Annotated in this window: 18 protein-coding genes; 9 read left to right on the top strand and 9 right to left on the bottom strand. The window is 61.7% G+C overall.

Annotated features, from left to right (window positions below; genetic code table 11):
* The first annotated feature begins 44 nt into the window (after positions 1-44).
* On the top strand, positions 45-1,226 hold the full coding sequence (locus tag ACY4LX_RS25515; protein ID WP_463258209.1) for a CaiB/BaiF CoA transferase family protein: 1,182 nt from the start codon (positions 45-47) through the stop codon (positions 1,224-1,226).
* Between the two features lie 113 nt (positions 1,227-1,339).
* Here ACY4LX_RS25515 and ACY4LX_RS25510 read toward each other — a convergent pair whose 3' ends face one another.
* Positions 1,340-1,834 carry a SprT family zinc-dependent metalloprotease gene (locus ACY4LX_RS25510; RefSeq protein ID WP_008074985.1) on the bottom strand — a complete coding sequence of 165 codons (495 nt, stop codon included), beginning with the start codon at positions 1,832-1,834 and terminating at the stop codon, positions 1,340-1,342.
* Positions 1,835-1,975: 141 nt separating this feature from the next.
* Complete coding sequence (locus tag ACY4LX_RS25505; RefSeq protein WP_133840438.1) at positions 1,976-2,578, bottom strand: Yip1 family protein; 603 nt, start codon at positions 2,576-2,578, stop codon at positions 1,976-1,978.
* A gap of 361 nt (positions 2,579-2,939) precedes the next feature.
* Between ACY4LX_RS25505 and ttcA the strand changes: the two genes are divergently transcribed.
* Positions 2,940-3,764, top strand: a complete 825-nt coding sequence (gene ttcA / locus ACY4LX_RS25500; protein WP_463258208.1) for a tRNA 2-thiocytidine(32) synthetase TtcA — start codon at positions 2,940-2,942, stop codon at positions 3,762-3,764.
* A 183-nt stretch (positions 3,765-3,947) separates the two neighbouring features.
* Positions 3,948-4,622, top strand: coding sequence for a DNA-3-methyladenine glycosylase I (locus ACY4LX_RS25495; protein WP_123407098.1), 675 nt, complete (start codon positions 3,948-3,950; stop codon positions 4,620-4,622).
* 143 nt (positions 4,623-4,765) lie between these two features.
* Here the strand turns inward: ACY4LX_RS25495 and ACY4LX_RS25490 are convergent, their stop codons facing one another.
* Genes ACY4LX_RS25490 through arsC form a run of 3 tightly spaced genes read right to left on the bottom strand, consistent with a single transcriptional unit; the run spans position 4,766 to position 6,139 of the window.
* Complete coding sequence (locus ACY4LX_RS25490; protein WP_463258207.1) at positions 4,766-5,191, bottom strand: DUF2069 domain-containing protein; 426 nt, start codon at positions 5,189-5,191, stop codon at positions 4,766-4,768.
* A 1-nt stretch (position 5,192) separates the two neighbouring features.
* Positions 5,193-5,789, bottom strand: a complete 597-nt coding sequence (wrbA, locus tag ACY4LX_RS25485; protein ID WP_133840441.1) for an NAD(P)H:quinone oxidoreductase — start codon at positions 5,787-5,789, stop codon at positions 5,193-5,195.
* Positions 5,786-6,139, bottom strand: coding sequence for an arsenate reductase (glutaredoxin) (arsC, locus tag ACY4LX_RS25480; RefSeq protein ID WP_149662096.1), 354 nt, complete (start codon positions 6,137-6,139; stop codon positions 5,786-5,788). The genes wrbA and arsC overlap by 4 nt, the downstream gene beginning before the upstream one ends.
* Positions 6,140-6,253: 114 nt before the next feature.
* Between arsC and ACY4LX_RS25475 the strand changes: the two genes are divergently transcribed.
* Positions 6,254-6,721: a TlpA family protein disulfide reductase gene (locus tag ACY4LX_RS25475; protein ID WP_149662097.1), complete on the top strand. Its 468-nt coding sequence runs from the start codon at positions 6,254-6,256 to the stop codon at positions 6,719-6,721.
* 136 nt (positions 6,722-6,857) lie between these two features.
* Here the strand turns inward: ACY4LX_RS25475 and ACY4LX_RS25470 are convergent, their stop codons facing one another.
* Together ACY4LX_RS25470 and ACY4LX_RS25465 are read right to left on the bottom strand one after the other, a co-directional pair.
* A complete protein-coding gene (locus ACY4LX_RS25470) occupies positions 6,858-7,262 on the bottom strand; it encodes an META domain-containing protein (RefSeq protein WP_149662098.1) in 405 nt (134 codons plus the stop codon).
* Positions 7,262-7,696 (bottom strand): hypothetical protein, encoded by a 435-nt coding sequence (locus tag ACY4LX_RS25465; protein WP_169373559.1) that lies wholly within the window; start codon positions 7,694-7,696, stop codon positions 7,262-7,264. Before ACY4LX_RS25465 ends, ACY4LX_RS25470 begins: the two co-directional genes overlap by 1 nt.
* A gap of 134 nt (positions 7,697-7,830) precedes the next feature.
* On the opposite strand from ACY4LX_RS25465, the gene ACY4LX_RS25460 reads away from it, so the two are divergent.
* On the top strand, positions 7,831-8,274 hold the full coding sequence (locus tag ACY4LX_RS25460; RefSeq protein ID WP_463258206.1) for a hypothetical protein: 444 nt from the start codon (positions 7,831-7,833) through the stop codon (positions 8,272-8,274).
* Positions 8,275-8,280: 6 nt separating this feature from the next.
* Here ACY4LX_RS25460 and ACY4LX_RS25455 read toward each other — a convergent pair whose 3' ends face one another.
* Together ACY4LX_RS25455 and ACY4LX_RS25450 are read right to left on the bottom strand one after the other, a co-directional pair.
* Complete coding sequence (locus ACY4LX_RS25455; protein WP_463258205.1) at positions 8,281-9,270, bottom strand: 2-hydroxyacid dehydrogenase; 990 nt, start codon at positions 9,268-9,270, stop codon at positions 8,281-8,283.
* Between the two features lie 63 nt (positions 9,271-9,333).
* Complete coding sequence (locus ACY4LX_RS25450) at positions 9,334-12,084, bottom strand: response regulator (protein WP_463258204.1); 2,751 nt, start codon at positions 12,082-12,084, stop codon at positions 9,334-9,336.
* Positions 12,085-12,299: 215 nt separating this feature from the next.
* Between ACY4LX_RS25450 and ACY4LX_RS25445 the strand changes: the two genes are divergently transcribed.
* From ACY4LX_RS25445 to rlmD, 4 genes are all read left to right on the top strand, one after another.
* Positions 12,300-13,022 carry a response regulator transcription factor gene (locus ACY4LX_RS25445; protein ID WP_463258203.1) on the top strand — a complete coding sequence of 241 codons (723 nt, stop codon included), beginning with the start codon at positions 12,300-12,302 and terminating at the stop codon, positions 13,020-13,022.
* The gene (locus tag ACY4LX_RS25440) at positions 13,009-14,532 is read left to right on the top strand and encodes a histidine kinase sensor domain-containing protein (RefSeq protein ID WP_463258202.1); all 1,524 of its coding nucleotides are present in this window, start codon (positions 13,009-13,011) and stop codon (positions 14,530-14,532) included. Before ACY4LX_RS25445 ends, ACY4LX_RS25440 begins: the two co-directional genes overlap by 14 nt.
* A gap of 282 nt (positions 14,533-14,814) precedes the next feature.
* Positions 14,815-15,717: a cysteine synthase CysM gene (gene cysM, locus ACY4LX_RS25435; protein WP_463258201.1), complete on the top strand. Its 903-nt coding sequence runs from the start codon at positions 14,815-14,817 to the stop codon at positions 15,715-15,717.
* Entirely contained in the window at positions 15,717-17,069 is a 1,353-nt protein-coding gene (gene rlmD, locus ACY4LX_RS25430) for a 23S rRNA (uracil(1939)-C(5))-methyltransferase RlmD (RefSeq protein ID WP_463258200.1), read from the top strand. The genes cysM and rlmD overlap by 1 nt, the downstream gene beginning before the upstream one ends.
* Positions 17,070-17,138 lie beyond the last annotated feature (69 nt).

Raw genomic sequence — 17,138 nt, 5'->3', positions numbered from 1 at the left:
GCTTTGGCTGCCTAGTCTGGAAGCATCGCTCAAGGAGATCACCCATGCTCGGTCCATTGGCATCACTCAAGGTTCTGGATTTCTCGACACTGCTGCCGGGGCCGTTCGCCTCGTTGTTGCTGGCGGACATGGGCGCCGAGGTGCTGCGCATCGAATCGCCGACCCGCCTGGACCTGCTGCGGGTGCTGCCGCCCCACGATCAGGGCGTCTCCGCCAGCCACGCTTATTTGAACCGCAACAAGCGCAGCCTGGCCCTGGACCTCAAGCAGCCCGAGGCGCTGGAGGTGATCAAGCAGTTGCTGGCGGTTTACGACATCGTGCTGGAACAGTTTCGTCCCGGCGTGATGGAGCGCCTGGGCCTGGGCTATGAAGCCTTGAAGGCGATCAATCCGAAGCTGATTTACGTCTCGATCACCGGCTACGGCCAGACCGGCCCCTACAAGGATCGCGCCGGGCACGACATCAACTACCTGGCGCTGGCGGGGCTGGCGAGCTACACCGGCCGCGCCGACAGCGGCCCGCTACCGTTGGGGATTCAGGCGGCAGACATTGCCGGTGGCTCGCTGCATGGGGTGATCGGCTTGCTGGCGGCGGTGATCGCCCGGCAGACGACAGGGCTGGGCCAGCATCTGGACGTGAGCATGACCGACTGCGCCTTCAGCCTGCACGCCATGGCCGGCGCTGGCTATCTGGCTTGCGGCGTGGAGCCGGGGCGCGAAGAGCAGATGCTCAATGGTGGCAGTTTCTACGACTATTACCGCTCCCGCGACGGCCGCTGGTTATCGGTGGGCAGCCTGGAACCGCCCTTCATGCAGCAACTGTGCGCGGCACTGGGCCGGCCGGAACTGGCGGCCCAGGGTTTGTCGCCCCAGCCCGAGCAGCAACAGGCGCTCAAAAACGAGTTGAAGATGGAATTCGAGAAGCATGACTTTGCCGAGTTGTGCGCGCTGTTCGCCGGGGTCGATGCGTGTGTCGAACCGGTATTGAGCGTGGCCGAGGCGGTGCGGCATCCGCAGTTGCAGGCGCGGGGTGTGGTGACTGAGGTGCCTCGGGGGGATGGATCGACTCAGGCACAGATGGCCTGTCCGTTGAAGTTTTCCGAGGGGTTGCCTGAACCACGGCATATCGGTGCGGCGGTGGGGGCGCATACGGATCAGGTGTTGGGGGAATTGGGGCTTAGCGCGCAGCGGATTGAGCAATTGCGAGCGGCGAAAGTTGTGAGCTGATTGATCGTTCCCACGCTCCGCGTGGGAATGCATCCCGTGACGCTCCGCGGCACAGTGGACGCTGAGCGTCCATGGCGGCATTCCCACGCGGGAGCGTGGGAACGATCATACGGTTACTCGACCCGCATCTCCCCACTGAACACCAACGTACTGCGGCATCGCCGGCACAAATACCGTCGCCCCTGCCGCACCAAACCATGGCGCTGCGCCGAAAACGGGAAATCGCTGTCGGGGCATGGGCATTTGTAGATGTAGCGGGTAACGCTGCGGCGTTTGACGTCGTAGGTGTGGCAGCGGTTGGGCGGCAGTTCGTACACGCCGCGCATGATCAGTTGCCATTCTTCACCGTGGGGCTGGATGCGGTCGCCGAACAGTTGATGGGCGATCAGGTGCGCGACTTCGTGGGCGACGGTCTGCTTGAGGAAGTCTTCGGTGTTTTCCCGGTACAGCTGCGGGTTGAAGCGCAGCAGGTTCTCGTGCAGGTGCGCGACACCGGCTTTTTGCCCGCGCAGCTTGAGGCTCACCACGGGGCGTTTGAAAGGTCGTTTGAAAAAGGATTCGGCTTGTTGGAAACAGTCTTCGACGCGGGTATTGAGTTGCTCGGGCATGCTTGATGGATCTCCAGAGACGTCGAGTATGCCGCAACCCTCGGGACTTGCGAATCAGTGAGGCGCCGAATGGTCGTGCCCCGCTCATTAGAAGGCCGCCTTGCGGCGGCCTGTATTGGCAGATCGTTTTATAGGCAAAAGCTAGTTCGTATAGACCGGCCCCACGCCGAGTCCCCAGACAATAACGGTAAACGCCATGATGGCCACCAGCACCACCAGGCCGACAGCCAGCACCGAGCTTGAAAACAGGAATCCCTCGTCCGATGGAATGTTCATAAAGGTCGGCAAACCCACGTACAGCAGGTACACCGTGTAGCAGATGGCGGCCGTGCCCACGACCATCCCCAGCCACATGTGTGGATACAGCGCCGCCAACCCGCCCACGAACAGCGGTGTCGCGGTGTAAGTGGCAAACGCAACGCAACGGGCCAGGCTCGGGTTGGCGTCATAGGTCCGGGCCATCCAGTGCACGAACGCGCCCATGACCGCCACGCCGCCGAGCATCGCCACGTACGACATGATCGTCATCCATAGCGCACTTTCTGTCGTGAGCATCACCGGTGCCCGGCTACCGATGACCCAGCCAACTTGTGTAGTGCCGATAAAAGCCGACACGGCGGGGATCGCCGCGAGAATCAGCGTGTGGGTGAGGTACATGTGGCTGATGCTTTCCTCTTGGTCGCCACGAATTTCTTTCCATTCCTGGTCGGGGTGGGTGAAGAGCCCCACTACGTGATGGATCATGCCAGTCACTCCTCTTGTTATTGCCATCGCCCCCCAGCGGAGCGCCTACGGGCCAAAGTGGCCAAGTAAGTAAAGGTCTGAATATGTGTGCGACCTTATGTCGCAGTATAGAAAGGAGTTACCGGCGCAGGTTGCAGGGCGTTAGAGCAAATCGCGCTGTAAACCCCGGGGTTAATCGCGGTTAAGACTTGTAGGAACTGCCGCAGGCTGCGATCTTTTGATCTTGTTCTTCGGTCAACACTGAAATGGCCAAAGATCAAAAGATCGCAGCCTTCGGCAACGCCTACAGGGGCGATCTTTTGATCTATCGGCGATTTGCGTAAAATGCCGGCCTTTCGTCACACCTCACGGATTTCGCGTCATGGGCACTCTTACGGTCAACCAGAACAAACTGCAAAAGCGCCTTCGCCGCCAGGCCGGTGAGGCTGTTGCCGATTTCAACATGATTGAAGACGGCGACAAGGTCATGGTCTGCCTGTCCGGTGGCAAGGACAGTTACACCCTGCTCGACGTGCTGATGCACTTTCAGAAGGTCGCCCCGATCCGGTTCGAGATCGTGGCCGTGAACATGGACCAGAAGCAGCCCGGTTTCCCCGAGCATGTACTGCCGGCGTATTTGAAAGCGTTAGGCGTCGAGTACCACATCGTCGAGAAAGACACCTATTCAGTGGTCAAGGAACTGATCCCGGAAGGCAAAACCACGTGCTCGCTGTGCTCGCGCCTGCGTCGCGGCACGCTGTACACCTTCGCCGACGAAATCGGCGCCACGAAGATGGCCCTCGGTCACCACCGCGACGACATCGTCGAAACGTTCTTCCTCAACATGTTCTTTAACGGCTCGCTCAAGGCCATGCCGCCGAAGCTGCGGTCTGACGACGGGCGCAACGTGGTGATCCGTCCGCTGGCCTACTGCAACGAAAAAGACATCCAGGCCTATGCGGATTTCAAGCAATTCCCGATCATCCCGTGCAACCTCTGCGGCTCCCAGGAAAACCTGCAACGCCAGGTGGTCAAGGACATGTTGCAAGAGTGGGAGCGCAAGACCCCGGGGCGCACCGAAAGCATTTTCCGCAGCCTGCAGAATGTACAGCCGTCGCAACTGGCGGACCGCAACCTGTTCGACTTCACCAACCTGCGCATCGACGAAACCGCCGCCTCGCGGTTCGTCAACGTAGTCAACCTCTAAACAACATTGTTCGGGAGCGGGCCCTGTGGCGAGGGGGCTTGCCCCCGTTGGGCTGCGAAGCGGCCCCAAAATCGTCGGCATGCTGGAGATTTTGTGAGTGCTACGCACTCAAACGGGGGCAAGCCCCCTCGCCACAGCTCGCGCGCCCCCACAGGTTTTTCGTTTCAATCCTCAGGAGAGGGCATGCGCGATTACAAGTGGCTGCACGAGTACTGTCTGAACCGTTTCGGTTCGGCGGCTGAACTGGAAGCCCATCTGCCGGTTCCCAAGACCCCGGCGCAATTGCGCAAGATCAGCGACGACCGTTATCTCTCGACCATGGCCCTGCGGGTCTTTCGCGCCGGGCTCAAGCACAGCCTGGTGGACGCCAAGTGGCCGGCCTTCGAGGAAGTGTTCTTCAAGTTCGACCCGGAAAAAGTCGTGCTGATGAGCGCCGAACACCTGGAGCGCCTGATGCAGGACGCGCGGATCATCCGCCACCTGGGCAAACTCAAGAGCGTGCCGCGCAATGCGCAATTCATCCTCGACGTGGCCCATGAAAAGGGCAGCTTCGGTGAGCTGATCGCCGAGTGGCCGGTGACCGACATCGTCGGCTTGTGGACCTTCCTGAAAAAGCGCGGTCATCAACTGGGCGGGCTGTCGGCGCCGCGCTTCCTGCGCATGGTCGGCAAGGATACGTTTGTGCCCAGCTATGACGTGGTCGCGGGGTTGAATGCGCAGAAGATCGTCGACAAGGTGCCGACCAGCCAGCGGGACCTGGCGTTGGTGCAGGACGTGTTCAACCAGTGGCATGAACAAAGTGGCGGGCGGGCGATGAGCCAGATTTCGATGATGTTGGCGTACACCGTGAATCATTGACGCTAACGATCGTTCCCACGCGCAGCGTTGATCGTTCCCACGCTCCGCGTGGGAATGCCGCCCGGGACGCTCTGCGTCCCTGTGACGCGGAGCGTCATTTGATGCATTCCCACGCAGAGCGTGGGAACGATCACTGTAGGCAGTCAGGCAACCGAAATCTCGCCTTCCCCCGCCAACTTGCGATTCAACTGAAACCGCCACCGCACATACAACAACGCCGAGCAAAACACCGCCAGGCTCGCGCCCATTTCCAGCAAACCAAACAGCTGCCGGTTCGGGTCATACGCGGCCAGGGCGCCCTTGATGAAATACAAATTCACCACAAAACACATCCACGAATGCCCGCGGGCGCTGCCGACAATCATCCCCGGCGCCAGCAACAGCAGCGGCACCAGTTCGATCAGCAAAATCACCCACGGCCGCGCGCCATGCAGATCGGCGACCAGCAGGTAGTAAGCGCAGAGCAATCCCACCAGACCGAAATAGCACAGCAGGCTGACCGCGCGCATCGCCCGCACCCGAGGTTCGAGCCATGCGATCGAGGGCAGTATCTTCGGCTTCTTGGCCATGTCAGCCCTCCAGTTTCTGCGCGGTCTTGCCCAGGCGCAGGCCCAGGGCTCGGCACAGCGCGACTTCATGCTCATTCAAACCCTGTTTACCGTCGGCCCCGGCGTGATGGCTGGCGCCGTAGGGCGTGCCGCCGCCACGGGTTTCCAGCAGCGCCGATTCGCTGTAGGGCAGGCCGGTAATCAGCATGCCGTGGTGCAGCAACGGCAACATCATCGACAACAGTGTGGTTTCCTGGCCGCCATGCAGGCTTGCGGTGGACGTGAACACACCCGCCGGTTTGCCGACGAGGGCGCCGGTCAGCCACAGGTTACTGGTGCCGTCGAGGAAGTACTTGAGCGGCGCCGCCATGTTGCCGAAGCGAGTCGGGCTGCCAAGGGCCAGGCCGGCGCAGTTCTTCAGGTCGTCGAGGCTGGCGTACAACGCGCCTTCGTCCGGAATGTCCGGCGACACCGCTTCGCACTCGGTGGAAATCGGCGGCACGGTGCGCAAGCGCGCTTCCATGCCCGACTGCTCGACACCACGGGCAATCTGCCGGGCCATTTCATTGGTCGAGCCGCTGCGGCTGTAATACAGGACCAGAATGTACGGCGCGCTCACGGCAACAGCTCCAGGATTTGCTCCGGCGGACGGCCGATGACCGCTTTGTCGCCGACCTCCAGGATCGGTCGTTCCATGAGTTTCGGGTGCGCGGCGATGGCGGCGATCAATTGCGCCTCGCTCAGGCTGGCGTCGGCCAGGTTGAGGGTCTTGTACTCGTCCTCGCCGGTGCGCAGCAGTTGCCGGGCGGTGATGCCGAGTTTTTTCAGCAGGCCCGTGAGTTGCGCGGCGTCCAGCGGGGTTTCGAGGTAGCGCACCACGGTCGGGGCCAGGCCACGGGCCTCAAGGAGTTCGAGCGCACCGCGGGATTTCGAGCAGCGCGGGTTGTGATAAAGCGTCAGATCGGTCATGTGCGGGTCGCATCTTGCGTAAGGTGGCGGCTATTCTAACTGTGCAGCGCGCAATCCAGAACCTCGAGAGGCGATGGGTCGCAGGCGCATTCAATTTTGAACAAGGATCACGACATGACTAGGCGATTGGCAGCGGCATTGGCGATCATCGGGGCGCTGATGCTGGGGGGCTGCGGTAACGACTATGGCATTGACCAGGACGGTCACAAAGTCGCGGCGGGGCGCCTCGATAAACAATGGCTGGTGCTCAATTACTGGGCGGAGTGGTGCGGCCCGTGCCGAACCGAGATTCCACAGTTGAATGCCTTGGCCGAGGAACTCAAGGGCAAGAAGATCGGTGTGTTCGGGGTCAACTTCGACAATGTGCAGGGCGAAGAGCTGAAAAGCGCCAGTGAAAAACTGGGGATCAAGTTCACCGTGCTGGCCCAGGACCCGGCGGAGCTTTTCGATTTGCCACGCAGTGAAGCGTTGCCGGTGACGTACATCATCGATAACAAGGGCAAGGTGCGGGAGCAGTTGATGGGTGAACAGACGGCGGCGGGGGTGATGGCGAAGCTGGAGGCGTTGAAGGCGCAGAACTGAGTCAGTGTCAGATCGTTCCCACGCTATGCGTGGGAATGCATCAAGTGACGCTCTGCGTCACAGGGACGCGGAGCGTCCCGGGCGGCATTCCCACGCAGAGCGTGGGAACGATCATCAGCGATCGCGGAGGAGGAGATCAACCCTCTTCAAGCCACCAACGCAACGGCTTGCCCTCGGCCGGCCAGAAACGCATCTGGTCGATCGGGGAAATGTCCCAGCGCTGCACATTTTCCAGCGCCTGCAGGAAACGCTGTTCCTGCTCCATCAACGCCGGTGCGCAGAGTTTGCGGGTGCTGCCGACTTTGCCAAAGCTCAGCTTGTCGCCGTCCAGGGTGTACGGCGCGAACCAATGGTTGCAGCCGCCGTTGCCGTAGGCCCGACCGTCGTCACCCAGGGTGATGGTCAGGTGGCTGTAATCCATCAGCGGACGTTCGCCAATCCATTCCAGAATGTAGCTGCGGTTCTGTTGCAGTTGAACCGGTTCGGCGGCGCAGCCCATCAGACTGGCGCCCACCACGGCCGCCAGGGCAAGGTGTTTCATCACGCAGGCTCCTGGCATGTCGGGCACAGGTGTTTCTCGCCAACGGTGGTCCAACCCAACTCGGCAATCCGCGCGGTGGCGGCAGGCTTTTCGGCCTTGTTGCCCAGCTTGGCGTCGACCGCGAACTCGAAGCTCAGTTCTTTGGCGCAGCTGTCGCAGTTGACCTTCCAGGTATGGATCGCCAGTTCACCGAACACCGGACCACTGGCCACCGCGACCCATTGGCCGGGCGGGTTGATCAGGTGGCGAACGGTTTCGACGGTCAGGCGCATGGACAAGTCCTTGGCACCTTTGAGGGTGACCACCAGCACGTCATTATTGCGAATCGAGCCGCCATTGCCGGTGACTTGATAACGCCCCGGCACCAGGGCGCGGCATTCGGTCAGGGTGTGCTGCGGGTTCATCAGGGTGTAGCGGAAATCGTGTTCGACCATGGGTCCTCCAAATATGCGCGGTATGCTAGCACGGGCATCAGCGCAGCATGGCGCGGGCATGTGACCTTCGATCAGGTTCAAATCCTCCCTGCACTCATGGCACACTGCCGCTTTTACACCCCTAAGGAATGGAAATGGCCTGGATCGAATGTTTTGAATGCAAAAAGAGCATCAGCTCTACGGCACACACCTGCATTCATTGCGGCGCACCTTTAGCGGCGGAGCCAGCGACGACCTCCAGGGCTACACCGATCTCCTTCGGTCAGTTGCCGCGCGATGCGCACGTCCCCGAAGTTTCGTTTGCCCCTGCCGAACCGGCACCGAAGGTCGAGCCAACGCCCGAAATTCCACCCGCGCCGGTTTCGCGGCACCGTCGCCGGGGCGTTGTTGCAGCCAATACGCCGCCCGCCGCCACGTGGCCACGTCCGGTGGAAGGTTGGCTGAAAGTCATGGTGTTTTTGTTACCACCGTTTTTTGTCTGGTTTTTGCTGCGTCCCGGGCATTCCCTGCAACAGCGCCTGATCGGCTTCGGTTGGCTGGGGCTGATGATCCTGGCGTCTTCGATCACCAAGCCCTGATCCCGATCAGCCTTCGACCTGATTCTGCGGCGCGCCGGCGGCCCAGGCCGCGATGTTGTGCAGGGTGGTCGCGGCAATCGCGCCCAGGGCTTCGCGGGTCAGGAAGGCCTGGTGCGCGGTGATGATGACGTTCGGGAAGGTCAGCAGCCGCGCCAGCACATCGTCTTGCAGGGGCAAGTCCGAGCGGTCCTCGAAGAACAGCTGAGCCTCTTCTTCATACACGTCCAGCCCCAGATAGCCCAATTGCCCGTCCTTCAAGGCGTCGATCAGCGCCGGCGTGTCCACCAGGCCGCCGCGCCCGGTGTTGATCAGCATCGCCCCCGGTTGCATGTGCGCCAGTGACTCGCGGTTGATCAAGTATTTGCTCTGCTCATTGAGCGGGCAGTGCAGGCTGATGATCTGCGACTCGGCCAATAGCTGCGGCAAACTCAAGTAGCGCGCGCCGAGGGCTTCGACCTGGGGATTGGGGTAGGGATCGTAGGCGAGCAACTGGCAGCCAAAACCGTGCATGATCTTGGCGAAGGTCGCACCGATCTGCCCGGTGCCGACCACGCCGACGGTCTTGCCCACCAGGTCGAAACCGGTCAGCCCGTGCAGGCTGAAGTCGCCTTCGCGTGTTCGATTGTAGGCGCGGTGCAGGCGCCGGTTGAGCGCGAGGATCAACGCCACCGCGTGCTCGGCAATGGCGTGGGGCGAGTAGGACGGTACGCGCACGATGGCCAGGTTCAGGCGTTTCGCCGCGACCAGGTCGACATGGTTGTAACCGGCCGAACGCAGGGCGATCAACCGGGTGCCGCCAGCGGCCAGGTGTTCGAGCACCGGGGCGCTGAGGTCATCGTTGATAAAGGCGCACACCACGTCGTGCTGCTCGGCGAGCGCCACGGTGTCGAGGCTCAGGCGCGCCGCTTGAAACTGCAATTCGATGCCGGCGGGCAAGTCTGCCGCGAGAAAGCTGTCGCGGTCGTAGGTCTGGCTGCTGAACAGAATCGTGCGCATCGTGCTCTCCTGGGTCATGTCGCTGACCTTAACCCGTTCTCCGTGCGTGTCCTTTGCGCTGGATCAGGCGCTGATGCGCGCCTGCGTCGCCAGGCGATTGATCGAGCGTTCCAGTTCTTCGAGTGCCGCCGTCGCTTTCGGGTCTTGCTGTTTGAGCAGGGTTTCACTGCGTTGGCAGGCGGCGCGCAGTTGCGGCACGCCGCAGTAACGCGTGGCCCCGTGCAGGCGATGGACCCGTTCGATCAAGGCATTCTGATCGTTAGCTTCGCGGGCGACGCGAATCGCCTCGCGATCGGCTTCCAGCGAGGCCAGCAGCATCGCCAGCATGTCCGCCGCCAGATCGGCTTTGCCGGCGGCCAGGCGCAGGCCTTCTTCGTGATCGAGCACCAGCAATTCACCGCCGCCATGGCTGTCGCTGGAACGTTCCGGCACCAGATTGCGCAGGGCCAGGCCGGTCCACTTCAGCACCACTTGGGCCAGTTGCCGTTCGCTGATCGGTTTGGTCAGGTAATCGTCCATGCCGCTTTGCAGCAAGGCGCGTTTTTCGTTAGCCATGGCGTGGGCGGTGAGGGCCACGATCGGCAGCGGCGTGCAATGCCGCTCGCTTTCCCACTGACGAATCGCTTCGGTGCTCTGGCGTCCGTCCATGCCGGGCATCTGCACGTCCATCAACACCAGGTCGAAGGTTTCGTTCTGCACCGCTTTGACCGCGGCGTAACCGCTTTCCACGGCGAGCACCTTGGCGCCCATGTCTTCGAGCAGGGTTTGTACCAGCAGCAGGTTGGCCGGGTTGTCGTCCACGCAAAGGACTTTCGGCGCACGGCTCGACACCGGTTCGCCGGGCTCGCTGCGTTGTTGGCGCGGGTTGACCAGATCCGACAGGGCCCGGCGCAACTTGCGCGTGCACGCCGGTTTGGACTGGAGCTGACTGTGGGGATTGGGCACCGAGAGGTGGAACAGGGTCTGCTCGGTGGTCGGGCACAACACCAGGACCTTGCAGCCCAGGTGTTCAAGGTCCCAGATGTGTTGGTTGAGACGCTCTGGCGGCATGTCATTACTGGTGATGCCGAGCACCGCCAGCTCAATCGCCTGGTCGGTCTGATGGGCGCCGGTGACGCCATTGGTCAAACTTTCCAGGGTATTGAACGGCGTGACTTCGAGGCCGCAGTCTTCCAGTTGATGTTGCAACGCCTGACGGGCCAGTTCGTGGTTTTCCAGCACTGCCACCCGACGCCCGAGCAACGGCGGGCCGGGCAGGTCCTCGGCGTCGTCGCGGGTTTTTGGCAGGCTCAGGCTGATCCAGAATTCCGAGCCTTCCCCCGGCGTACTGTCGACGCCAATCTCGCCGCCCATCTGCTCGATCAGGCGCTTGGAAATTACCAGCCCCAGACCGGTGCCACCGGGCTGGCGCGACAGCGAGTTATCCGCCTGGCTGAACGCCTGGAACAGGGCGCGCACGTCCTGGTTCGACAGGCCGATGCCGGTGTCCTGAATGCTGATGCGCAGTTGCACGCTGTCTTCGTGTTCTTCCTCAAGCATGGCCCGGGCGACGATGGTGCCTTCGCGGGTGAACTTGATCGCGTTGCTGACCAGGTTGGTCAGGATCTGTTTCAGGCGCAGCGGATCGCCGACCAGCGACAACGGCGTGTCGCGGTACACCAGGCTCACCAGTTCCAGCTGTTTGGCGTGGGCGGCGGGGGCGAGGATGGTCAGGGTGTCTTGCAGCAGGTCGCGCAGGTTGAACGGAATATTGTCCAGCACCAGTTTGCCGGCCTCGATTTTCGAGAAGTCGAGGATCTCGTTGATGATCCCCAGCAGGCTGTCGGCGGATTTTTCGATGGTGCCCAGGTAGTCGAGCTGGCGCGGGGTCAGTTCGCTTTTTTGCAGCAGGTGGGTGAAGCCGAGAATGCCGTTGAGCGGCGTGCGGATTTCATGGCTCATGTTGGCCAGGAATTCGGATTTGATCCGGCTCGCTTCCAGGGCTTCCTTGCGCGCCAGGTCCAGCTCGATGTTCTGGATCTCGATGGTTTCCAGGTTCTGGCGCACGTCTTCGGTGGCTTGGTCGACGCTGTGCTGCAATTCTTCCTGGGCGTTTTGCAGGGTGCCGGCCATGCGGTTGATGCCCGACGCCAGCTCATCCAGTTCCTGGCTGCCAAGCGGTGGCAAGCGGGTTTCCAGATGACCGTCCTTGAGTTGCGCCACCGCCAGTTTGATCTGACTGATCGGCCGGTTGATCGTGCGGCCCATGCGCAGCGCCAGCAGCGCCGCGCCGGCCAGACCGGCACCAATCAGCAGCAGGCTGGCGAACAGGCTGCGGTAACCGCGCAGCAGCATGCCGTTGTGGGACAGTTCGAGTTCGACCCAGCCGAGCAGGCGGTCGGCTTCGTCGGGGATCAGGTCGCCGGCCAGGTTGCGGTGCTTGCCGAACACCGGCAGCAAGTAGCGGGTCGCGTCATTGCCGCTGCGGCGCAGCATTTGCGAGCTGTTGCCGATTGGTGCCGCGTTGAGCATGGTCGGGCCGGCATGGGCCAGCGGTGTGCGGTCGGGGGCGAGGAAGGTCACGGCGCGCACGTCGGTCTGTTCCAGGGATTGGGTGGCGATCCGTTCCAGCAGGTCGGTGTTCTTGTGGCCCATGGCCGGGGCGACCAGCGGCGCAAGTTGTTCGGCGATCATCTCGCCGCGCTGCATGAGTTGGGTTTGCAGGTCCGCTTGCTGCATCCAGGTGAAATAGCCGCCCAGCACCAACGCCATCAGGCTGGTGGGCAGCAAGGTCAGCAACAGCACGCGGCCTTTAATTCCCAGTTTCTTAAGCACGCATTTCTCCTGCATCCCGCTATTTATTGGACCCGCGCGTGCATCCGGCACGCACCACCTGCGCAGTGTAGCGATTTGCTGGCGGGCAATCTTCGTAAAATTGATGTCGTCATCCGTCGGTTGGAGCGGCGCTTTTGCCGCCTGGGCAAACCTTGGGTTGCCCCTGACGAGGCAATCTTGAATAATCGCCAACTGAGAATTATTTGCAGATAGTCATGACTCCCATCACTGCTGGCCATCCTCGTATCCTGTCTATAGAAGACGACCTCGTGCTCGGCGCTTATGTCCACGAGCACCTGGGGCGTTGCGGTTTTCAGGTGACCTGGTGCCAGAACGGCCAGGAAGGCCTGGCCATCGCCCGGGGGCAACCGTTCGATGTGGTGCTGATGGACATTCTGTTGCCGGGGCTGGACGGGTTGAACGTGCTGACCCAATTGCGCCAGAGCCACTCCACCCCGGTGGTGCTGATGTCGGCACTGGGCGCCGAGGCCGATCGCATCAGTGGTTTTCGCCTGGGCGCCGACGACTACCTGCCCAAACCCTTCAGCATGGCCGAGTTGCGGGTGCGCATCGAAGCCATCCTGCGCCGGGTGGCACTCGACCGGCGGCCTGAGCCCTTCGCGGTGGTCAATCCGGTTCATAGCCTGTTGTTTGACGAGGACCAGTGCGAAGTCTTCTATCGTGAACACGCCGCCGGCCTGACCCGTAGCGAATATCGGCTGCTGGAAATCCTCAATCGCAACAATGACGAAGTACTGAGCAAGGCCTTCCTTTATCAGCAGGTGCTGCAACGGGGCTACGCGGCCCACGACCGCAGCCTCGACATGCATATCAGCCAGATCCGGCGCAAGCTCAAGGCCATCGGCTACACCGAACGGGAAGTGCGCACGGTCTGGGGCAAGGGTTACGTGCTGAGTGCCGTCGATGAAATGGTCTGACCTGCCGGGCCGGCACTCGCTGTTCTGGAAACTGGCGTGTTTGTTGGTGGCGTTTTGTCTGTTGATGATCTGGTTGAGCTGGTCCTGGGGTCGCTACATGGAGGAGCGCAACCAGTTCCTGTCCGATGACGCCCGCGGCGCGCTGACCCGCTACGCCGCCGAAGCCGAACAAGCGTGGCAGCAGCGCCAGCGGGCGGGCATCGATGCATGGCTACAAGGCATGCAACAGCGTGAAGCGGGCTGGGTTGGCGTCGTGGGTGGTGATTTGCAGTCGCTGAGCAGCCATCCGCTGACGGACAAGGAAATCGAGCGGGTGACCTTCTTGCGCGGCCTGGACTGGCCCATCCACAAGAAAAACCTGCCGTGGCTGCGTTTGCCGTTTCCCGGCGACCCCCACGCTGGCAATTTGGTAATCGAACTGCCACCGCGTTTCATGCCCGGACAGTACCGGGTGTTCTGGCGGGTGATTACCAACGGGGTCATTCCCGGATTGTTCACTTTGCTGCTGTGCGTCGGCTTGTATCGATTGTTGGTAGTGCCGTTGAACAGCCTGCGCGAGCAGGCCAACGCCTGGCGTGCCGACCAATTGAACGTGCGCCTGTCGAGCCACACCACCAATCGCTCGGATGAGCTGGGTGAACTGGGCCGCGCCTTCGACCACATGGCCGAGCGCCTGCAAAGCACCGTCGCCCTGCAACAACAACTGCTGCGCGACCTGTCCCACGAACTGCGCACCCCCCTGAGTCGTCTGCGAGTGGCCAGCGAAAGCGAGCAGGGCTTGGTGCAACTGCGCGAACGTATCGGCCGCGAAGTCGATGGCATGCAGCGCCTGGTGGACGACACCCTGCAACTGGCCTGGCTCGACACCGAACGCACACGGTTGCCCGACGAATCGATCCAGATCCAGGCGCTGTGGGACATGCTCACGGAAAACGCCTGCTATGAAAGTGGTTGGCCAGCGAGTCGGCTGCACTGCGCAGTGGATTCGTCCTGCTGGGTGCGCGGTCATCTGAATACCTTGGCCCAAGCCCTGGAAAACATCCTGCGCAACGCCATTCGGCATTCCCCCAACGGCGGCGTGGTCCGCCTCGGTGGACAGCGTGATGGCGACTTCTGGCATTTGTGGCTGGAGGATCAGGGTGGCGGGGTGGCCGAAGACGATCTGGAGCGGATCTTCTCGCCCTTTATTCGCCTCGATGGTTCGCGGCCGGGGGATGGCGGGTTCGGGTTGGGGTTGAGCATTGCCAGGAATGCGGTGCAGCGTCAGGGTGGGACGCTTTGGGCGCAGAACACGGAGACCGGGTTGCGGTTGAATATGCGGTTATTGGCTGATAGCGGTGTCGCCAGCGAAGAGACGTTACTAGCCATCACTGTCTCCCAAGCTGAAGAGAAAGTCTCACCACTGGTGAGACAATTGCGCTGGCCCACAAACTGTCTGAACAACACTCACCCTTTGGAAATGGACTTGCGCGCGAAGAGGTCTTCTCAGTCACCTTTCTCACTCGATTGAAGAAAAAGTCGCACCACTGGCGCGACAATTTCCTAGCCTTCATGGACCGTAAGCTCAAAGTCGCACCGTTCCAGCTCAATATTTACCAACCGACAAAAGTGTCAGCAGTGCTGACACAAATCTCTCATTTACCCTGATTGCAAAAGCAACCTGGGTGAAGCCGATGAGTTGTGCGTCAGCCCCTTATTCCCATAAGCCATAAGCACCACACTTTGCGTGATATGGCCTGCGAACGTTTGCCGGTATGATAGGCGCCCCCGCAGTCTGGATTGCGAATACGCCATGACCTTGCAGTACCCAACCATCGCCGATTGCGTCGGCAACACTCCGCTGGTCCGTTTGCAGCGCCTGCCTGGCGCCACCAGCAATACCCTTTTGCTCAAGCTCGAAGGGAATAACCCGGCGGGTTCGGTCAAGGACCGTCCGGCGCTGTCGATGATCACCCGCGCCGAGTTGCGTGGGCAGATCCATGCCGGCGATACGCTGATCGAAGCGACGTCGGGTAACACCGGGATTGCGTTGGCCATGGCCGCCGCGATCAAGGGTTACAAGATGATCCTGATCATGCCGGACAACTCCAGCGCCGAACGCAAAGCCGCGATGACGGCCTATGGCGCCGAGCTGATCCTGGTGACCCAGGAAGAAGGCATGGAAGGCGCTCGCGATCTCGCCCAACGGATGGAAGCCGAAGGCCGTGGCAAGGTGCTGGACCAGTTCGCCAATGGGGATAACCCCGAGGCGCACTACACCACCACCGGCCCGGAAATCTGGCGCCAGACCGAGGGCACCATCACGCATTTCGTCAGCTCGATGGGCACCACCGGCACCATCATGGGCGTGTCGCGCTACTTGAAAGAGCAGAACGACAACGTGCAGATCATCGGCCTGCAACCGATGGAAGGCTCGGCGATCCCGGGTATCCGTCGCTGGCCGCAGGAATACCTGCCGAAGATTTACCAGGCCGACCGCGTTGACCGCATCGTCGACATGGCCCAAAGCGAAGCCGAAGACGTGACCCGTCGTCTGGCCCGCGAAGAAGGCATTTTCTGTGGCGTGTCCTCGGGTGGTGCGGTGGCAGCGATGCTGCGCCTGTCCCAGGAAGTTGAAAACGCGGTGATCGTCGCGATCATCTGCGACCGTGGCGACCGTTACTTGTCGACCGGCATTTTCGACGCGCCCAACTGATGGCCAAGCAAGAGAGAGGCCTGCGCTTCCAACCCACGGGCGGTAGCAAGGCCCCGCAAATCCCGACCGGCAAAAAGCAGCGCTTGAGCATCGAGCGCCTGGCCAATGACGGTCGCGGTATCGCATTTTTCGAAGGTCGCACCTGGTTCGTCATCGGCGCGTTGGCCGGTGAGGACGTCGAGGCGCGGGTGCTCAATGCCCACGGCAAAGTGGTCGAGGCCCGCACCGAGCGCGTATTCCAGGCCAGCGAACTGCGTCGCCCGGCACCGTGCCCCCATGCCGGTCGCTGCGGCGGTTGCAGCGTGCAGCACCTGCCCCACAGCGAACAACTCGCCCTGAAACAGCGCATGCTCGCCGAGCAATTATCCAAGGTCGCCGGTGTCGAACCCCAAGAGTGGGCAGCGCCGTTGAGCGGTCCGGAATTCGGTTACCGCCGCCGCGCCCGCGTGGCGGTGCGCTGGGACATGAAAGCGAAAAAACTCGAAGTCGGTTTCCGGGCTGCTGGCAGCCAGGACATCATCGCGATCAGCGAATGCACGGTGCTGGTACAGCCCTTGCAGCCGATCATGACCCGCTTGCCGGAGATGCTTCGACGCTTGAGCAAACCTCAGGCGCTGGGGCATGTGGAATTGTTCAGTGGCTCGTCGCTGGCGGTGTTGCTGCGGCACATGGCGCCGTTGTCCGAAGCCGACCTGACGATCCTCAAGGATTTCTGCGCATTCCATGAAGCCCAGTTGTGGCTGCATGGCGACGGTGAACCGCAACCGGTTCAGGCCGATCAAGCGCTGGGTTATCGCCTGGAACAGTGGGACCTGAACCTGGCGTATCGGCCGGGGGATTTCATCCAGGTCAACGCCGGGGTTAATGAAGCGATGGTGGCCCAGGCTTTGGATTGGCTGAAACCTGAAGCCGATCAACGCGTCCTCGATCTGTTCTGCGGCCTGGGCAATTTTGCCTTGCCGCTGGCCAAGACCGTACGCGAAGTGGTGGCGGTCGAAGGCGTGCAGGCGATGGTCGAGCGCGCCGCTGCGAACGCCGCTAGCAACAATCTGCATAATGTGAAGTTTTTTCAGGCCGATTTATCCCAGCCTTTGGCTGATGCCGAATGGGCGCGCGAAGGCTTTTGTGCGGTACTCTTGGACCCACCGCGTGACGGTGCTTTTGAGGTGGTGCGCAAGCTCAAGTCCCTGGGCGCCGAACGGTTGGTGTATGTGTCGTGCAACCCGGCAACGCTGGCGCGCGATACGGTCGAATTGATCAAGCAGGGCTACCGGTTAAAACGTGCCGGGATTCTCGATATGTTTCCTCAGACGGCACATGTCGAGGCCATGGCGTTATTTGAAGCGAGCTAGGATGGCTCGTCTGGTCCGACTGGCCGCCCGTGCAGCCGCCGCGCACTCGCCCGGCGCGGGCTCACGGGC

Source organism: Pseudomonas sp. Emmai, assembly GCF_055179735.1.
Note: the sequence above shows the minus strand (reverse complement) of the source record. Positions and strands in the feature narration are given on the sequence as shown.

Excerpts from the sequence above, each read along its gene's own strand:
- rlmD (WP_463258200.1), top strand. The coding sequence starts at position 15,717 with ATGGCCAAGCAAGAGAGAGGCCTGCGCTTCCAACCCACGGGCGGTAGC.
- ttcA (WP_463258208.1), top strand. The coding sequence starts at position 2,940 with ATGGGCACTCTTACGGTCAACCAGAACAAACTGCAAAAGCGCCTTCGC.
- ACY4LX_RS25460 (WP_463258206.1), top strand. The coding sequence starts at position 7,831 with ATGGCCTGGATCGAATGTTTTGAATGCAAAAAGAGCATCAGCTCTACG.
- ACY4LX_RS25495 (WP_123407098.1), top strand. The coding sequence starts at position 3,948 with ATGCGCGATTACAAGTGGCTGCACGAGTACTGTCTGAACCGTTTCGGT.
- ACY4LX_RS25470 (WP_149662098.1), bottom strand. The coding sequence starts at position 7,262 with ATGAAACACCTTGCCCTGGCGGCCGTGGTGGGCGCCAGTCTGATGGGC.
- ACY4LX_RS25490 (WP_463258207.1), bottom strand. The coding sequence starts at position 5,191 with ATGGCCAAGAAGCCGAAGATACTGCCCTCGATCGCATGGCTCGAACCT.
- arsC (WP_149662096.1), bottom strand. The coding sequence starts at position 6,139 with ATGACCGATCTGACGCTTTATCACAACCCGCGCTGCTCGAAATCCCGC.
- ACY4LX_RS25475 (WP_149662097.1), top strand. The coding sequence starts at position 6,254 with ATGACTAGGCGATTGGCAGCGGCATTGGCGATCATCGGGGCGCTGATG.
- ACY4LX_RS25440 (WP_463258202.1), top strand. The coding sequence starts at position 13,009 with ATGAAATGGTCTGACCTGCCGGGCCGGCACTCGCTGTTCTGGAAACTG.
- cysM (WP_463258201.1), top strand. The coding sequence starts at position 14,815 with ATGACCTTGCAGTACCCAACCATCGCCGATTGCGTCGGCAACACTCCG.
- ACY4LX_RS25465 (WP_169373559.1), bottom strand. The coding sequence starts at position 7,696 with ATGGTCGAACACGATTTCCGCTACACCCTGATGAACCCGCAGCACACC.
- ACY4LX_RS25515 (WP_463258209.1), top strand. The coding sequence starts at position 45 with ATGCTCGGTCCATTGGCATCACTCAAGGTTCTGGATTTCTCGACACTG.
- ACY4LX_RS25455 (WP_463258205.1), bottom strand. The coding sequence starts at position 9,270 with ATGCGCACGATTCTGTTCAGCAGCCAGACCTACGACCGCGACAGCTTT.
- ACY4LX_RS25505 (WP_133840438.1), bottom strand. The coding sequence starts at position 2,578 with ATGATCCATCACGTAGTGGGGCTCTTCACCCACCCCGACCAGGAATGG.
- ACY4LX_RS25445 (WP_463258203.1), top strand. The coding sequence starts at position 12,300 with ATGACTCCCATCACTGCTGGCCATCCTCGTATCCTGTCTATAGAAGAC.
- ACY4LX_RS25510 (WP_008074985.1), bottom strand. The coding sequence starts at position 1,834 with ATGCCCGAGCAACTCAATACCCGCGTCGAAGACTGTTTCCAACAAGCC.